This window comes from Microbacterium sp. BE35, assembly GCF_031457705.1.
Taxonomy (GTDB): Bacteria; Actinomycetota; Actinomycetes; order Actinomycetales; family Microbacteriaceae; genus Microbacterium; species Microbacterium trichothecenolyticum.
Genome location: NZ_JAVDXD010000001.1, coordinates 636,038 through 651,723, shown reverse-complemented (window position 1 = coordinate 651,723; position 15,686 = coordinate 636,038). Strand labels below are relative to the sequence as shown.

General features: G+C 70.3%; 13 protein-coding genes. 11 read left to right on the top strand and 2 right to left on the bottom strand.

Features of this window, described 5'->3' with window-relative positions; translation table 11 throughout:
- Positions 1 to 4: 4 nt before the first annotated feature.
- The 6 genes from J2Y46_RS02790 (at position 5) to J2Y46_RS02765 (ending at position 6,839) form a co-directional block, all read left to right on the top strand.
- Positions 5 to 1,138 carry an FAD-dependent monooxygenase gene (locus tag J2Y46_RS02790; protein WP_310240072.1) on the top strand — a complete coding sequence of 378 codons (1,134 nt, stop codon included), beginning with the start codon at positions 5 to 7 and terminating at the stop codon, positions 1,136 to 1,138.
- Positions 1,135 to 2,175, top strand: coding sequence for an amidohydrolase family protein (locus J2Y46_RS02785; RefSeq protein WP_310240070.1), 1,041 nt, complete (start codon positions 1,135 to 1,137; stop codon positions 2,173 to 2,175). The genes J2Y46_RS02790 and J2Y46_RS02785 overlap by 4 nt, the downstream gene beginning before the upstream one ends.
- The gene (locus J2Y46_RS02780) at positions 2,172 to 3,140 is read left to right on the top strand and encodes a fumarylacetoacetate hydrolase family protein (protein ID WP_310240068.1); all 969 of its coding nucleotides are present in this window, start codon (positions 2,172 to 2,174) and stop codon (positions 3,138 to 3,140) included. Before J2Y46_RS02785 ends, J2Y46_RS02780 begins: the two co-directional genes overlap by 4 nt.
- A gap of 146 nt (positions 3,141 to 3,286) precedes the next feature.
- Entirely contained in the window at positions 3,287 to 4,774 is a 1,488-nt protein-coding gene (locus tag J2Y46_RS02775) for an MFS transporter (RefSeq protein ID WP_310240066.1), read from the top strand.
- Between the two features lie 17 nt (positions 4,775 to 4,791).
- Complete coding sequence (locus J2Y46_RS02770) at positions 4,792 to 6,387, top strand: GMC oxidoreductase (RefSeq protein WP_310240064.1); 1,596 nt, start codon at positions 4,792 to 4,794, stop codon at positions 6,385 to 6,387.
- Entirely contained in the window at positions 6,384 to 6,839 is a 456-nt protein-coding gene (locus tag J2Y46_RS02765) for a PhzA/PhzB family protein (RefSeq protein ID WP_310240062.1), read from the top strand. The genes J2Y46_RS02770 and J2Y46_RS02765 overlap by 4 nt, the downstream gene beginning before the upstream one ends.
- Before the next feature lie 106 nt (positions 6,840 to 6,945).
- On the opposite strand, the gene J2Y46_RS02760 is transcribed toward J2Y46_RS02765, so the two are convergent.
- Positions 6,946 to 7,713, bottom strand: coding sequence for an SDR family oxidoreductase (locus tag J2Y46_RS02760; RefSeq protein WP_310240060.1), 768 nt, complete (start codon positions 7,711 to 7,713; stop codon positions 6,946 to 6,948).
- A gap of 107 nt (positions 7,714 to 7,820) precedes the next feature.
- On the opposite strand from J2Y46_RS02760, the gene J2Y46_RS02755 reads away from it, so the two are divergent.
- The gene (locus J2Y46_RS02755; protein ID WP_310240059.1) at positions 7,821 to 8,603 is read left to right on the top strand and encodes an SDR family oxidoreductase; all 783 of its coding nucleotides are present in this window, start codon (positions 7,821 to 7,823) and stop codon (positions 8,601 to 8,603) included.
- A 3-nt stretch (positions 8,604 to 8,606) separates the two neighbouring features.
- On the opposite strand, the gene J2Y46_RS02750 is transcribed toward J2Y46_RS02755, so the two are convergent.
- Positions 8,607 to 9,851, bottom strand: a complete 1,245-nt coding sequence (locus J2Y46_RS02750; protein ID WP_310240058.1) for a family 1 glycosylhydrolase — start codon at positions 9,849 to 9,851, stop codon at positions 8,607 to 8,609.
- A 235-nt stretch (positions 9,852 to 10,086) separates the two neighbouring features.
- Here J2Y46_RS02750 and J2Y46_RS02745 point away from each other — a divergent pair, with 235 nt between their 5' ends.
- The 4 genes from J2Y46_RS02745 to J2Y46_RS02730 are packed head-to-tail and all read left to right on the top strand — an operon-like array spanning position 10,087 to position 15,685.
- A complete protein-coding gene (locus J2Y46_RS02745) occupies positions 10,087 to 11,652 on the top strand; it encodes an ABC transporter substrate-binding protein (RefSeq protein ID WP_310240057.1) in 1,566 nt (521 codons plus the stop codon).
- Between the two features lie 57 nt (positions 11,653 to 11,709).
- The gene (locus J2Y46_RS02740) at positions 11,710 to 12,651 is read left to right on the top strand and encodes an ABC transporter permease (protein ID WP_310240055.1); all 942 of its coding nucleotides are present in this window, start codon (positions 11,710 to 11,712) and stop codon (positions 12,649 to 12,651) included.
- Positions 12,648 to 14,819 (top strand): dipeptide/oligopeptide/nickel ABC transporter permease/ATP-binding protein, encoded by a 2,172-nt coding sequence (locus J2Y46_RS02735; protein ID WP_310240054.1) that lies wholly within the window; start codon positions 12,648 to 12,650, stop codon positions 14,817 to 14,819. The genes J2Y46_RS02740 and J2Y46_RS02735 overlap by 4 nt, the downstream gene beginning before the upstream one ends.
- Positions 14,816 to 15,685 (top strand): ATP-binding cassette domain-containing protein, encoded by an 870-nt coding sequence (locus J2Y46_RS02730; RefSeq protein WP_310240053.1) that lies wholly within the window; start codon positions 14,816 to 14,818, stop codon positions 15,683 to 15,685. Before J2Y46_RS02735 ends, J2Y46_RS02730 begins: the two co-directional genes overlap by 4 nt.
- The last annotated feature ends 1 nt before the right edge of the window (position 15,686 follow it).

The following is a 15,686-nucleotide window of genomic DNA, read 5'->3' as shown; positions in this document are numbered from 1 at the left end:
TGACATGACCGCAGTGAACAAGGTCGCGATCGCCGGGAGCGGCGTCAGCGGACTCGCCGCCGCCATCCAGCTCGCCAAGGCCGGCGTCGAGATCGACGTCTTCGAGGCCAAGCCCGAGCTCAGCGCGCTCGGATCCGGCATCTCGCTGCAGGGCAACGCCCTGCGCGTGTTCGACGCGCTCGGCGCGTGGGACGACATCCGCGCCGCCGGCTACCCCTTCGAGGGGCTCAACCTGCGCGCTCCCGGGCCGGATGCGCCGATCGTCGCCGAGCTTCCGGACGTCAAGACCGGCGGACCCGACTACCCGGCGGCGATGGGGATGCCGCGGCCTGCACTCGCCCGCATCCTCCTGGACCACGCGCGGAAGGCGGGTGCGAACGTCCACTTCGGAACCAAGGTCACAGGTCTCGAGCAGAGCGGCGACGGCGTCGAGGTCTTCGTCGATGGCGCCTCCGTCGGCACATACGATCTGCTCATCGGCGCCGACGGCCTGAACTCCGCCGTCCGGGGGCTCATCGGCATCGAGACCAAGCCCGAGCCGACCGGCATGGGCATCTGGCGCTCGTTCGTCTCGCGGCCGGCAGAGGTCGTCCGGAGCGAGCTCTACTACGGCGGTCCTGTGTACATCGCGGGCTACACGCCGACCGGTGACGACACGATGTACGCCTTCCTCGTGGAGAAGGCGCAGGACCGCTTCGACGTCAGCGACGAGGAAGCCACCCGGATCATGCTCGAGGAGTCCCGCGCCTACAACGGCCCCTGGAACTCGATCCGCGCCGACCTCGAGGGCGGTGCGCACGCGAACTACACCTGGTTCACGAAGCACATCGTCGAGGGGGCGTGGAACCGCGGCCGCGTCGTGCTCATCGGGGATGCTGCGCACTCGTGCCCTCCGACGATCGCGCAGGGCGCGGCGCAGGGACTCGAGGACGCCCTGGTGCTCACCGAGCTGCTGGCCGGCCGGGACGCCGTCGACGCGTCGCTGTGGGACGAGTTCCACGCGCGCCGGCTGCCGCGCGCCACGGCCGTGGTGGAGGCATCCGTCCAGCTCGGCCAGTGGCAGCTGGACGGCGTCCGGGATGCGGACGTCGCGGGCCTCATGTTCGGCATCGCGCACCAGATGGCGGTGCCCGCATGACCGAGGTCATTTCGGTCAGCGGCGACCGGATGCCGGTCGTAGACGTCCACGCGCACCTGCTGCTGCCGGCCCTCCACGCCGAGGTCGAGCGCCGCGCGCCCGCCGAGGTGGCCGCGGCCGCCGATCTCGAACGCCGGCGCAACGGCGTCGAGAGCCTGCAGGCGTCGGGCGCCATGATCGGCGCCCGGATCCCGAAGCTCACCGACGTGAACGCCCGACTCGCGGCGATGGACGAGCAGGGCGTCGATCGGCAGTGGGTCAGCGTCTCGCCGAACCACTTCTACCCGTGGGCGAACGAAGGGCTTTCGGGCTGGATCGCGGGGGAGACGAACCGGCTCATCGCCGAGCACGTCGCCCAGGCGCCCGACCGCCTCCTCGGCCTCGGCGTCGTGCCCTTGCAGCACCCGGCGCACATCGTCGAGTACCTCGACGACGCGGTGCTCGGGCGCGGTCTCGCGGGCGTCGAGATCTCGTCGTTCGCCGGTGACGTCGAGCTCTCGGACGAGCGGCTCGAGCCGTTCTGGGCCCGTGCCGCCGAACTCGGCTGCGTGGTCTTCCTGCATCCGTTCGGCTGCAGTCTCGACGAGCGCCTCGACCGCTTCTACCTCTCGAACACGGTGGGGCAGCCGACGGAGAACGCCGTCGCCCTGTCGCACCTCATCTTCGCCGGAGTGCTCGACCGGCATCCGGGGCTCAAGATCGTCGTCGCCCACGGCGGCGGCTACCTGCCGTTCGCGATCGGACGATCCGACCGGGCGTGGCGGGTGCGGCCCGAGGCGCGGCGCTGCGCGCACGAGCCGTCCAGCTACCTGAAGAAACTGTGGTTCGACACGGTCGTGCACGACCCCATCGCGGTGCGGCACCTCGTCGAGGTCGCCGGTGGCTCGCGCGTCGTGCTCGGCAGCGACTTCCCCTTCGACATGGGGCTCGACGACCCGGTCGCCTTCGTGCGCTCGGCGGACCTTCCGGCCGAGATCACCGACCGCATCCTCGCCGGCAATGCCGACGAGCTGCTGCGCACGAAGGTCTCGGCATGAGGCTCGCGCGCTGGAGCGACGGCACGGTCGTCGGCGAGGGCTTCGTCGTGGGCGATCGCGTCGTCCCGTTCCCGGACGGCCAGACCGTCGCCGACATCCTCACCGGGGGATTGGATGCTGCGCACGCCGCGTTCGGCCGGGTGGGGGGCGAGTCCGGAACGGCGCTCGCCGCGGTGCGCCTGCTGGCGCCGGTGGTGCCGGCGTCCGTGCGTGACTTCGTCGCCTTCGAGGAGCACGTCGAGGGCGTGAGCGCGTCGGTCGACGGCAAGAGCGAGGTCGTGCCCGAGTGGTACCAGGCGCCGACGTTCTACTTCACGAACCCGCACACGATCCTCGGGCCGGACGAGCCCGTCGCCCCGCCGGTGACCGAGCGCCTCGACTTCGAGCTGGAGGTCGCGGTCGTCGTCGGCAACGCACCCGGTGTCGGCGAGGCGAACCTGACGGCGGCGCAGGCCGCCTCCCGCATCTTCGGCTACACGATCATGAACGACTGGTCGGCGCGCGACCTCCAGTCTCGGGAGATGAAGGTGCGCCTCGGACCCGCGAAGGGCAAGGATTTCGGCACCAGTCTCGGTCCGTGGATCGTGACGGCCGACGAGCTGGAGCAGTACGTCGACGCCGACGGCTTCCTCGCGATCCGGGCGGAGGTGCGCATCAACGGCGACCTCGTCGGAGAGGACCTCGTGTCGAACATGGGCTGGCCGTTCCCCGAACTGGTCGCGTACGCCTCGCGCAACTCCCGGGTCGTGGCGGGGGACGTGCTCGGCAGCGGCACGGTCGGAAACGGCGGATGCCTCGGCGAGCTGTGGGGCAGGGGCTCGACGATCCCCGCTCTGCGCGAGGGCGACGAAGTGCGCATGACGGTCGAGGGCATCGGCGAGCTCGTCGGGACCGTGGGTGCGCAGGTCGCCGCACCCAGTCCGCCTTCCGCGCGTCCGCGCTCCCGCGCGAGGCAGCGCTCCTGAGTCTTTAGTTGTTTTTCGACTAAAGAATGGCTACAATCGACAGTGACGTCGGGGCCCACGGAGGCCCGTTCCCTGCGGCGAGGCCGCCCAGGGGCACACCCCGTCGCGTCGATCGCCCGGTCGTACGGGCCAGAACGCGTATGAGCATGTCACCGTGGAGGCTCCGCCTCCTGATCGTCTCCCTCCTGACCGTCGCGATCCTCGGAGCCCTCGACCACACGATCGTGTCGACCTCCCTCGCGACCGTCGCCGGAGAACTCGGAGCCCTCGCTCAGATGGGGTGGGTCGTCGTCGGCTACACGCTGGCGAGCACCGTGCTGCTGCCGGTCCTCGGAAAGCTCGGGGACGCGGTGGGACCGCGCGCCGTGTTCCTGGTGTCCCTGGTGCTGTTCCTCGTCGCGTCGCTCGCCTGCGGCTTCGCGCAGGACATGCCGCAGCTCATCGGCGCGCGCGTCGTGCAGGGCATGAGCTCGGCGGGCCTGCACCTGATGTCGCAGACGATCGTCGCCCGCGTGACCACCCCGCGCGAGCGGCCGCGGTATCTCGCCATCATCGGCGCCGCCTTCCCCGTCGCGATCCTCATCGGCCCCGTGCTCGGCGGCCTCATCACGGACTACTGGGGCTGGCAGTGGGTGTTCTGGATCAACATCCCGTTCGGCGTCGCCGCGCTCCTGCTCGCCCTCGTCGCCGTGCCGCACCTGCCGGGCTTCGGCCGGCGCCGGTTCGATGTCGGCGGGTCCGTCTCGTTCGCGATCGCGATGGTCGCGCTCGTACTCGCGGTGACGTGGATCGGTGATCCCGCGCTGGCTGCAGCATCCGTCGTCTCCTTCGTCGTTGCGGGAATGGCGTTCGCCGCGTTCTTCCTCATCGAGCTGCGGGCGCCCGAACCGCTGGTTCCCCTGCGGCTCTTCGTCGACCGGACCATCGCGGTCGGCACGGTGCTGTCGGCCATCATCGGCATCGGCCTGTTCTCGATCACGGCGTATCTGCCCACGTACATTCAGATGGCCTACCGCACGAGCGCGACGGTGTCGGGTCTCGTGCCCATCGCGACGGTGTTCGGGATGCTGGTCAGCAATCTCGCGACCGGGTGGCTCGTCAGCCGCACCGGCCACTACCGCGTCTACTGCATCGCGGGCACGGCGCTGAGCGCCGCCGGGCTGTTCGCCATGTCGGTCCTCCCGGTAGGCCTGCCGCTGTGGGTGCCGATGATCGTCATGGCCGTCGTCGGGGTCGGCACCGGCGCCTTCATGAGTCTCGTCATCGCGGTCGTGCAGAGCGCGGCGCCGCGTCGCGACACCGGCAGCATGACGGCGACGGTGAACCTCGTGCGACAGGTCGGCTCGACCGTCGCGACCGCGATCATCGGCGGGGTCATCGGCTTCGGCGTCGCGGCACTGCTCCCGTCCTCGCTCGATGCCGCGACGCTGACACCGCAGTTCGTGCACGAGGCGTCCGCCGCCGTGCAGAGCCAGGTCGCCGGGATCTACAGCGGCATCTTCGCTCCCGTGTTCGCGGCACTCGCCGTCGCCTACGCCGCCGGCGTCGTGGCCGCCGTGCTCCTTCCGGCCGGTCGCCTCTCGGACGAATCCGAGCCTGCACCGGCACCCAGCTCCGAACCCCTCACCGCGTGACCAGAAGAGGTACTCCCATGTCTTCCACCCCCATCGTCGCCATCGTCGGCTCCGGGCCGATCGGCTCCGCGTACGCCCGCGTCATCCTCGAGGCGAGCCCCGACGCCCGCGTCGTGATGTTCGAGGCGGGACCTCAGCTCACCGCCGTTCCCGGTCAGAGTGTCCGCAACATCGCCGACCCCGACGAGAAGGCCCGTGCCCGCGAGATGTCGCAGGGGCCGCAGTCGGGCGCGTTCCGCGAGAGCCTCGGCATTCCCGCCGGCGTCGTCGTCGAGGGCATGTTCACCGCCCGCCAGGGGACCCACCTGCTCGACTTCGGGGGCCCGGGATCCGCGCACGCCGCCACCTTCCCCGCGGCGGCCGCGGCGACGAACGTCGGCGGCCAAGGCGCGCACTGGACCTGCGCGATCCCGCGCCCGGCCTTCAGCGAGAAGGTCGACTTCATCGACGACGCCGAGTGGGAGGACCTGATCTCGACGGCCGAGGGGCTGCTGCACGCGCAGCAGGCGGCGTTCGCGGATTCGGCCATCGGCACCGCGATCCGGTCGCTGCTGAGCGACGAGTTCGGCGCCGAACTGCCCGCCGGCTACGGCGTGGGAACCCTGCCGGTCGCCGGAGACCCGCAGCCCGACGGCTCCATGGCGTGGGCAGGAGCGAACACCGTCCTGGGGCCTCTCATCGAGGAAGGCACCCCTGAGTCGGCGCGGTTCGAGCTGCGCGACCTGACGCTGGTGCGGCGGGTCGAGACCGAGGACGGCGCGGCCACCGGAGTCACGATCGAGGATCTCCGCACGAAAGAGGTCTCGTTCTTCGCCGCCGACGCGGTCGTCGTGGCCGCCGACGCGTTCCGCTCTCCGCAGCTGCTCTGGGCCAGCGGCATCCGCCCCCGCGCCCTCGGGCGCTACCTCACCGAGCACCACGTCGTCATCACGACGGTGGCCCTCGACGAGGAGCGCATGAGCGCGCGCATCACGGACGACGAGTTCGAGGCTGAGCTCGCCCGGCGCGCGCAGAATGCGGCCGATCCGGTCGCGGCCGTCAACCGGATCCCGTTCTCCGAGCCGGGGCACCCCTTCTCGCTCCAGGTCATGTACGCCGAGAACCCGCCCTTCCAGCTCGACCCGTCGCACCCCGCCGCGGGCAACCGCTGGGGCTACGTGAACATGGGCTACGGCGTGCGCAAGCACCCGCGCGTCGAGGACGGAGTCACCTTCGACGACAGCGAGCTCGACTACCGCGGCTTCCCCAACATGACGATCGAGTACGCGCTGACGGATGCCGAGCAGCCCGAGCTCGACGAGGCCACCGAGCGCGTGCGCCGCGCCGGCGCCGCCCTCGGCGCCTTCGTCGCCGAGCCGCGGCTGCTGCCCAACGGCTCGAGCCTGCACTACATGGGCACCCTGCGGATGGGACAGTCCGACGACGGCACGTCGGTCGCGGATCCGTACTCGCGGGTCTGGGGCTACGACAACCTCGTCGTCGGCGGGAACGCCCTGATCCCGACGGCCAACACCATGAACCCGACGCTCATGAGCGTCGCGATCGCCGTCCGCGGCGCCCGCAAGCTCGTCGAGCAGCTGGCCGCGGAGCGTGTCGAGGAGGTCGCCCGGTGACCGGGGGAGATGCTGCACTTCGCGCAGGGAATCGCGCGGTGGTCGAGGCGTTCTTCACCTCGAATCTCGACAATCCGGCCGAGCGGATCGCACTGTGGCACCCGAACGGGGTGAAGGAGCTGCCGTTCGCGCCGTCCGAGCTGCCCAAGACACGGTGGGAGGGCCGCGACGACATCGTCGCCAACACGCACGCGAACGCCGGCATGTTCGAGAACGTCGTCCACACGGACCTCGTGATCCACGACTGCGTCGACCCTGGGCTGTTCTTCGTGACGAGTCGGATGGTCGATGAGGCGCGGTTCCTCGGTGAGCCCTACCCGCAGTCGTTCGTGCACCTGATCCGCGTGCAGGACGGCGCGGTGATCCTGCAGCAGGAGTTCTTCAACTCGGAGATCCTCGCGGGCGCCGAGCGCGCCGCGCGCGCGAAGGGCCGCACGCCCCTCGAGTCGTGACGCGGGCGCTCGCCCTGCAGAACTCCACTGATCTGGTCGGTCAGCGGGTGAGGAACCGCTCCCTCGGCTGCCGCAGCCTCGAATCCGTGGAGTTCTGCGGGTGGGGTCAGGACCCCGCGATGCGGTCGGCCATGAACTTGGCGCCCGCCGACGACGTCGCACCACCGTCGACCGGGATCTCGGCCCCGGAGAGGTACGACGCGGCATCCGAGAGCAGGAACGCGACGACCTCGGCGACCTCGTCCGCCACGCCGACCCGCTCGAGCGGCGTCAGGGCCAGCTGAGCGGCCCGCATGGCCTCCGGCGCACCGGCGGTCATCGGCGTCTCGATGAAGCCGGGGTGCACGACGTTGACACGGATGCCGCGCGCCCCGAGCTCCGTCGCCGCGACATGCGTGAGACCGCGAAGCCCCCACTTCGACGTCGTGTACGCCACGGGGTAGTGCGCGTTGAGCGCGGCCGACGACCCGATGTTGACGATCGACGATCCCGCGCCCATGAGCGGCGCGAGCGCCTGGATCCCGAGCATCGGCCCGGTGAGATTCACGGCGAGCACACGATCCCAGTCCGCACGCTCGACCGTGCCCAGCCGCGCGCGATGCGTGATGCCGGCGTTGTTCACGAGTCCGCGGAGCGGTTCGCCGTCGAGTATCTCCGTCAGGTGGGCGGCGAGTGCGGTCCAGTCGCGCTCGTCCGCAACGTCGAGCCGCCGGTACTCGACGCCCTCCGTGGGTGAGCTCGGGGCGTCCGTCACATCCGTGGCGATGACGCGCGCTCCCGCCTCCGCCAGCACCCGCGCCTCCGCCGCACCCTGGCCGCCTCCCGCCCCGGTCACGACGATCGTGCGTCCCTCGAGGTCCGGATACCTGGTCATGGACGCGACGCTAGCCCGCCGCCCGGCGTGCGGGAACCGGCATCCGCTGATGCCGCGCATCGGAATCCCCGAACCCACGCCGGCGCCCGGCGCGCGAGGATGAGCACATGGAGTCCTCGCCGCTCGCGCCTGCGCGGCTCTTCTCGTGCGCGGGCCAGGTCGCCGTGGTCACGGGGGCCGCGACCGGCATCGGGCGCGCGGCTGCCGAGGCGCTCGCCGCAGCGGGTGCGCGTGTGGTCCTCGCGGGTCTGGCGTCGTCGAAGCCCGAGCGTGCCGCAGCCGGACTGGTCGGCCAGGGCGCCGATGCGATCGGCGTCGTGTGCGATGTGACGGATGCCGCGGCCCTCGACCGCCTCGTCGACACCACGGTGAGGCGATTCGGGCGCATCGACACCGTCGTGGCCAACGCCGGCGCCGCGCTCGACGACCCGGGCGCCGACGCCATGGAGATGCTCGACCGCATGTTCGACCTGCACGTGCGCGCGGTCGCACGGCTGGCCGACCGCGCGTTGCCCGTCATGGCCGGCGGCGGCGGGGGAGCGTTCATCGTGATGTCGAGCCTCTCGGGCCTGCGCGGGAATCGCCTGCTGTCGGGCTACGGCGTCACCAAGGCCGCGAACGCGCAGCTCGCGCGCAACCTGGCCGTGCAATGGGGTTCGCGCGGCATCCGCGCGAACGCGATCTCGCCCGGCGTCATCGCGACCGACTTCGCGCGGCCGATCACCGACGACCCGTCCGCCGCACCCGCGCGACTGGCCAAGACGCCGCTCGGTCGCTTCGGGACGCCGGCGGAGGTCGCCGGTGCCGTCGTCTGGCTGGCGTCGCCCGCCGGCGCGTTCGTGAGCGGCCAGAACATCGTGATCGACGGCGGCACCCTCGTCTCGGACTGAGGATCACGCCTCCGGGCGATATCGAGCCACCAGCTGCCGGTAGACATCCGCGCTCGGCTTCTCGGTGCGTGCGAAGGTCTCGGGATCCACCTCGTGCAGACCGAGCCTCGGGCCGTAGCCGAAGATCCACTCGAAGTTGTCCATGAGCGTCCAGTGGCAGTACCCGATCACGGGGACGCCGTCGGCGATCGCCTGAGCGAGGCCGTCGAGCGACGGCTCGATGAAGTCGGCACGGATGCTGTCATCCGGCGTGCTCACGCCGTGCTCGCTGACGAGGACCGGGACGCCGGCCACGGCGTAGGCGTACTCGACGGCGCCGCGCAGCGAGTCGGGGTCGACCGTCGTGCCCATGCCGTTGAGCACGGCGCCCTCCGGCGCGGGCAGCAGCCCCTCGGGTCCGTAGACCAGGCGCTCGTAGTTCTGCACACCGACGAAGTCGTCGTCGGCGGCCAGTCGCAGCCAGTAGTCGTAGACCTCCGCGCGCTTGCGGTCGCGGACCGCTTCGCCGCCGGGCACGGCGACGTCGTCGCACATCGCGAGCGAGAGACCGACCGGAAGGTCGGCGCGGCGCTGCTTGATGGTGGCCTTGGCCGCGACGTGCGCCGCCGTCATACCGGCGCGCATCCCGGGGAAGTCCTCACGGGTCATGACGTTGCCGGCCCGGTATCTCTCCACACCGGCGGCTTCGGATGCCGCCGCCAGCGTCGCGCGTTCGAGATCCGCGACGAAGGAGGGAAGGTCGGCCCACGTCAGCATCTCGGGCAGATCCGGTTCGTTGAAGGTCACACCGAGCTCGATGCGGTCGCCGAAGCGGTCCATCACGACGCCGCAGTAGCGGGCGAAGAGCTCCGGCGCCTCCGGGTCCAGCCACGCCCCGCGACCTGCGAACCAGTGCGGCGACGTGAAGTGGTTGAACGTCACGATCGGGGCGAGACCGCGGGCGCGGCATCCGTCCACGATCGCCTCGTAGTGATCGAGCGCCTCGGACGAGAACTCGCCTTCAACAGGTTCGACGCGAGCCCATTCGACCGAGAAGCGATAGGCGTTGAGCCCCAGGCCCGCGACGATGTCGAGGTCACCCTCCCACAGCTCCCAGCCGTTGGTCGCCTTGCCCGAGCGTGCCTGGAAGACGGTCGGCGTCACGTTCTCGAGGAACCACGTGTCGCTGGTGACGTTGTCGCCCTCGTTCTGGTGGCCGGCGGTGGCGACTCCCCAGAGGAAGTCGGCGGGGAAGGATGCTGCGGGCATGAGTGGTCCTCTCTGAACTCGTGCTCCATCATGCACTACTTGTTTATTCTACGAAAGGCGATTTCATCAGATGGAGTGGTGAGAATGGCGTGCGTTAGGACGCGGCTAACGAATCCCAGAGGAATCCGAATGGCCAAACAGCCCGCGCATCGTCACTCTTGACCGAAAGATCGCATCCCGAACCGCGATCACGACACCGAAGTCCGCAGCAGCACACCGATCACAGGAGATCAGGATGTCCCGACTCATCACAGCACGTGGCGCCGCCGTCATTGCGGCCGTCGCCGCATCAGTCCTCGCACTCGCGGGGTGCAGCGGCGCAGGCGATCCCAGCCAGAGCGGCGGTGCGGCCGACACGTCGAAGCTCGTCATCGGCCTCGACTCCGATCAGGCCGCGCTCGGATACGACCCGGTCCGCTACGGCAGCGGGCAGCGCTTCTTCTTCGAGGGGATCTACGACTCGCTGTTCCTGCTCGACGAAGACGGTCAGGTCGTCCCCGATCTCGTCACATCGTTCGAGTACAACGAAGACAACACGCAGCTGACGCTGGACCTCGACACCAGCGCGACCTTCGACGACGGCACGGCTCTGAGCGCCGATCTCGTGAAGGAGAACCTCGACGCGCGCGGCAACCCGGATCTGTCCGCGTACAACGGCTTCGCGAGCGGCGGACAGAACGAGATCTCGGAGGTGACCGTGGTCGACGACGACACCGTGACGCTCACCTTCGCGGCGCCGCAGCCGGGCTTCGAGGCGAACCTCGTGCTGCCCGCAGGAGCGATTGTGGGGCCGACGGGCGCCGCCGACCGCTCCACCCTCGACACGACGCCCGACGGCTCGGGACCGCTCACGGTCGACGAGGACGCCACGGTGAAGGGCAACTCCTACCTGCTCGTCAAGAAGGAAGGCAGCGACGCCGCCGCGGACTATCCCTTCGACTCCTATGAGTTCCGTCCGGTCCTCGACCCGCAGGCTCGCGTCAACGCGGTGATCTCGGGCGAGGTCGATCTGGCCTACATCACGGCCGACACGCAGGCTCAGGTCGAGTCCGCGGGTGTCGGACTCGTCGCCAACGGCGGCACAGTCCAGAACATCGTGGCCTTCGACAAGACGGGTGCTCTCGGTCCGCAGTGGGCAGACCCGCGTGTGTACCAGGCGCTCTCGATGGCGATCGACCGCGAGGCGTTCGTCGAGGCGATCCACCCTGGCGAGCTTCCCACGGCGAACGCGCTGCCCGCCGACAACCCGGGCTACCTTCCCGAGCTCGACGAGGAGTACGCCTACGACCCGGATGCCGCCAAGGACCTGCTCGCCGAGGCGGGCTACCCGGACGGCTTCGACTTCACCTTCACGATCTCTTCCGCCAGCCAGCGTGATCTCGAGGCGCTCCAGCCCTACTGGGAGGCCATCGGCGTCAACATGACCCTGAAGAACGCGGCATCGACAGAGGAGATCTTCGCCGTCGTGCAGACCGAGCCGCTCGGCGGGCCGCTCCCGCTGACGTGGACCAACCCGCTCGGCAACGTGTTCGGCGTGCTGTTCGGCTTCGCGAACTTCCACGGCGCGGACAACCCCGAGATCAAGGCCGCCGCCGGCGCGTACGGCGCGGCGACCGGCGATGAAGCGGCGCAGACCGCGGCTCTCAAGGACCTCAACCGCGCGATCGTCGACTCGGGGTGGCTCATCCCGCTGTTCGAGCAGCTGGCGCCGTGGGCGTACAACGCGAAGAAGGTCGCCGAGCCGACGTTCCCGGGCGCCGAGGCCTTCCCGATCCTGGCCTCCATCCAGCCCGCATCCTGATCCGACGACGGTGCCGGCGACCCGCGTCGTCGGCACCGCCCGTCAGGGAGAGTTCTGATGCTCATCTTCATCCTCAAGCGCGTCGCCTGGGGGATCGCGACGCTGCTGATCGCATCATGGATCGCGTTCATGCTCGTCCACCTCTCGGGATCGACGCCCGGCGGCGTCGCCCTCGGCCAGTCGGCCACACCCGAGCAGGTGGCCGCGTACAACGAGTCGATCGGCTGGTACGACCCCTGGATCCAGCAGTACCTCGCCTGGGTCGCGCAAGTGCTGCAGGGCAACCTCGGCACGTCCCTCATCGACGGGCGCCCCATCGGCCCCGATATCGCCAAGCGGCTCCCCGTGACCGCCGCGCTCGCGGTCTTCGGAACCCTCGTCGCCGCCCTCATCGGCGTCGTGATGGGCGTGATCGCGGCGGTGCGCCGCGGAGCGGTCGACAAGGCCATCACGGCGACCTCCGGCATCCTGCTGTCCGTCCCGGCCTTCTGGGTCGGAGTCCTGCTCGTCTACGTCTTCGCCGTCCAGCTGCGGCTGCTCCCGGCGACCGGGTTCGTGCCGTTCGCGAACGACCCGGCTGCGTGGGCGCGCTCGCTCGTGCTGCCCGTCCTCACGATCGCGATCACCTCGGCCGCCGGGATCGCCCGGCAGACGCGGGCCTCGATGTCGGAGTCCCTCGCGCAGGAGCACATCCGCACCCTCCGCGCCGTCGGCACGCCTACGAACCGCATCATCTACGTCCACGCGCTGCGCGGAGCGAGCCTCCCGATCCTCGCGAGCGTGGCCGTCATGTTCATCGTCCTGTTCAGCGGCTCGGTGGTCATCGAGGTGCTCTTCGCCCTGCCCGGCATCGGTCAGGCCATGCAGAGCGCCGTCGGCTCCGCCGACCTCCCGTTCGTGCAGGCGCTCGTGCTCGTCGCCACCCTCGTGGTCGTGATCGTGAACATCGCGCTGGAACTCCTCAACCGGACCCTCGACCCGAAGCTGCGTGCCTCATGACCGTCTCGACGACCTCGATCGTCCGCCCTCGCCGCTCGGAGCGGAAGCTGCGCCTTCGAGTGCTGCGCTCACCGGCCGCCGTCATCTCGATCATCTGGCTCGTCGGGCTCGTCCTCGCGTCGCTCACCTCGCCGCTGTGGCTGCGGTACGGCCCGCTCGAGCAGGACCTTTCCGTCGTACTGCAGGGCCCCTCGCCCGCGCACCTCCTCGGGACGGACGAGCTGGGCCGCGACATCCTCTCGCGTCTGGTGACCGCCGCCGCCCCGACGATCTTCATCGGACTCGTGGTGCCGATCGTCGCGGTGCTCGTCACGATCCCCATCACGCTCTGGGCGGCTCGGAGCCGGCGCGGCGAAGGGGCGATGAACCAGGTCAGCGAGATCGTCCTGTCTCTGCCCGGAACTGTCATCATCCTGGCCTTCATCGCGGCGGTCGGCACCAACATGCCGCTCGTCATGGCGGCGTTCGGACTGCTGCTGTTCGGCGCGATGTACAAGATCTTCTTCGGCCAGGCGAAGTCGCTGCACACGCAGCTCTACGTCGAGGCGGCCGCGATCGACGGCGTTCGGCCGATGCGCGCCAGCATCCGCCACGTGCTGCCGAACATGTCGACGACCGTCATCGTGCAGTTCGTCCTGCTCTTCGGCGTCGGCATCGGGATGCAGGCCGCGCTCGCGTTCATCGGGCTCGGCCCCCAGCCGCCCGAGCCGACGTGGGGCGGGATGATCCAGACCGCCTCGCGCTTCATCTTCCAGCAGCCCTGGATGATGGTGCCGACCGGCGGCATCCTCGCGCTCACACTCATCGCCGCCAACTCCCTCGCGGACGTGCTCGCGGGCGGTACGGCCGTTCCGCCGCCGCTCGTCGCCCTCCGTCGCCGACTGCGACGCGCGCCAGCGACCGAGGTCGCCGCGTCCGCCGTCGCCGACGATCTCCCCGTCGTGGGGGTGACGGACGACGCCGCCCCCGAATCGCTCGACATGATCGCGGATGCCTCGTATCCCGGGTCGAATGCCGACCCGCTGCGCGACACAGCGGCGCCGGTCGACGTCATCGCGATCCCGCCGCTGCTCACCGGCGAGGCCGACGAGCCCACCTCCGGGCCGGCGACGCCGGGCGCCTCGACGAGCCACGAGCAGCTCGCGAACGACCGCCAAGGGCTGGTCGTCGAGGATCTCGTGATCGGTGTCGACGGGGGCCCCGCCCTCGTGACCGGCGTCTCGATGCGGGTCCGCCCCGGCACGGTCATGGGGCTCGTCGGTGAATCGGGCTGTGGCAAGAGCGTGACGTCCTACGCGCTGCTGGGCCTGCTCGCCCCGGGACTCTCCGTGCGCTCGGGGCGCATCGGATGGCGTGATGCCGATCTCGCCGGGGCCACCGAGAAGACCCTCCAGCGGGTGCGCGGCCACGAGATCGCCTTCATCTCGCAGGAGCCGACGCGGGCACTCGATCCCATGTTCACGGTCGGCGCGCAGCTCGCGGCCGCGATCCGGCGCCTGCGCGGAGTCCGTCGGGCCGAGGCCAAACGCATCGCATCCCAGCTGCTCACCGACGTTGGCATCGTCGATCCGCCGCGCGTGCTGAAGAGCTACCCGCACCAGATCTCGGGCGGCATGGCGCAGCGCGTCGCGATCGCCCTCGCGCTGAGCGGCACGCCGAGTCTGCTCGTCGCCGACGAGCCCACGACGGCCCTCGACGTCACGATCCAGGCCGAGATCCTCGCGCTGCTGCGCGGGCTCATCGCGGAACGCGGGATGTCCATCATCATCGTGACCCACGACCTCGGTGTCGTCGCCGACATCTGCGATGACGTGTCGGTCATGTACGCGGGCGAGATCGTCGAGACCGGCACCGTGCGCGACGTGCTGCTGCGGCCCGAGCATCCGTACACGATGGCGCTGCTCGCGGCAGATCCGCACGCCATCCTCGATCTCGAAGGGACCGCGCGCCTTGCATCGATCCCCGGTCAGGTGCCGCTCCCGGGTTCGTGGACGACCGGGTGCCGCTTCGCCCAGCGCTGCCGCTTCGCGCGCGACGAGTGCCTCGTGACGGTGCCGCTCGACCCGCGCGCTCATGGCGAAGGCGGAGTCCGCTGCGTCCGGCGAGACGAGGTGCAGGGTCGCCAGGACGAATGGCGGCTGCCCGTGACGACAGGAGCAGGACGATGAGTGCCCCAGACACGGTGTCCGTCGGCGCGCAGGGCACGGATGCGCCGCTGCTCGAGGTGCGCAACCTCGTCGTGCGCTACGGCAGGAATGGACCGGCCGCGGTCGACGACGTCTCGTTCGCGATCGCCCGCGGTGAGACGCTCGGGCTCGTCGGCGAGTCCGGTTCGGGAAAGACGACGATCGGCCGGGCGATCCTCGGTCTGCAGCCGGTGAGCGACGGGCAGATCCTCTTCGAGGGACGCGAGATCACGCGCGCCAGCGTCGCCGAGCGTCGCGCGTTGCAGGGAGACCTTCGCGCGGTGTTCCAGGACCCGTTCTCGTCGCTCAACCCGCGCCGGGTGATCGGGGACGCTCTCACGGAGCCGCTTCGCGTCGCCGGTGTCGCCCGCGAGGAGCGGGTGCGCCGCGCGAACGAGGCCCTTGCATCGGTGGGACTTCCCGCCGGCTCGTACGACCGGTACCCGCGCCAGTTCTCGGGAGGGCAGCGGCAGCGGATCGCGATCGCGCGGGCCCTTGTGACGGATCCGCGCCTCGTCGTGTGCGACGAGGCGGTGAGCGCGCTCGATCTGTCGACGCAGGCGCAGGTGCTGAACCTCCTCGCCGAGCTGCGTGCCGGCGCCGATCTCGGCTACCTCTTCATCGCCCACGACATGGCGGTCGTCGAGTTCCTCGCCCAGCGGGTCGTCGTGCTCTATCGCGGCAAGGTCATGGAGCAGGGAGCAACGCTCGACGTCATCCGCAACCCGCAGAGCGACTACACCCGCGTGCTCATGGCAGCCTCGCCCGTGCCGGATCCCGACGAGCAGGCCCGCCGCCGAGAGGTCTGGCAGACGCTCCGGGCAGAAGCGAAAGCGGCGGTCGGCTGAT

Coding starts and splice junctions, on each gene's coding strand:
- J2Y46_RS02790 (WP_310240072.1), top strand. CDS start 5: ATGACCGCAGTGAACAAGGTCGCGATCGCCGGGAGCGGCGTCAGCGGA.
- J2Y46_RS02785 (WP_310240070.1), top strand. CDS start 1,135: ATGACCGAGGTCATTTCGGTCAGCGGCGACCGGATGCCGGTCGTAGAC.
- J2Y46_RS02780 (WP_310240068.1), top strand. CDS start 2,172: ATGAGGCTCGCGCGCTGGAGCGACGGCACGGTCGTCGGCGAGGGCTTC.
- J2Y46_RS02775 (WP_310240066.1), top strand. CDS start 3,287: ATGTCACCGTGGAGGCTCCGCCTCCTGATCGTCTCCCTCCTGACCGTC.
- J2Y46_RS02770 (WP_310240064.1), top strand. CDS start 4,792: ATGTCTTCCACCCCCATCGTCGCCATCGTCGGCTCCGGGCCGATCGGC.
- J2Y46_RS02760 (WP_310240060.1), bottom strand. CDS start 7,713: ATGACCAGGTATCCGGACCTCGAGGGACGCACGATCGTCGTGACCGGG.
- J2Y46_RS02755 (WP_310240059.1), top strand. CDS start 7,821: ATGGAGTCCTCGCCGCTCGCGCCTGCGCGGCTCTTCTCGTGCGCGGGC.
- J2Y46_RS02750 (WP_310240058.1), bottom strand. CDS start 9,851: ATGCCCGCAGCATCCTTCCCCGCCGACTTCCTCTGGGGAGTCGCCACC.
- J2Y46_RS02745 (WP_310240057.1), top strand. CDS start 10,087: ATGTCCCGACTCATCACAGCACGTGGCGCCGCCGTCATTGCGGCCGTC.
- J2Y46_RS02740 (WP_310240055.1), top strand. CDS start 11,710: ATGCTCATCTTCATCCTCAAGCGCGTCGCCTGGGGGATCGCGACGCTG.
- J2Y46_RS02735 (WP_310240054.1), top strand. CDS start 12,648: ATGACCGTCTCGACGACCTCGATCGTCCGCCCTCGCCGCTCGGAGCGG.
- J2Y46_RS02730 (WP_310240053.1), top strand. CDS start 14,816: ATGAGTGCCCCAGACACGGTGTCCGTCGGCGCGCAGGGCACGGATGCG.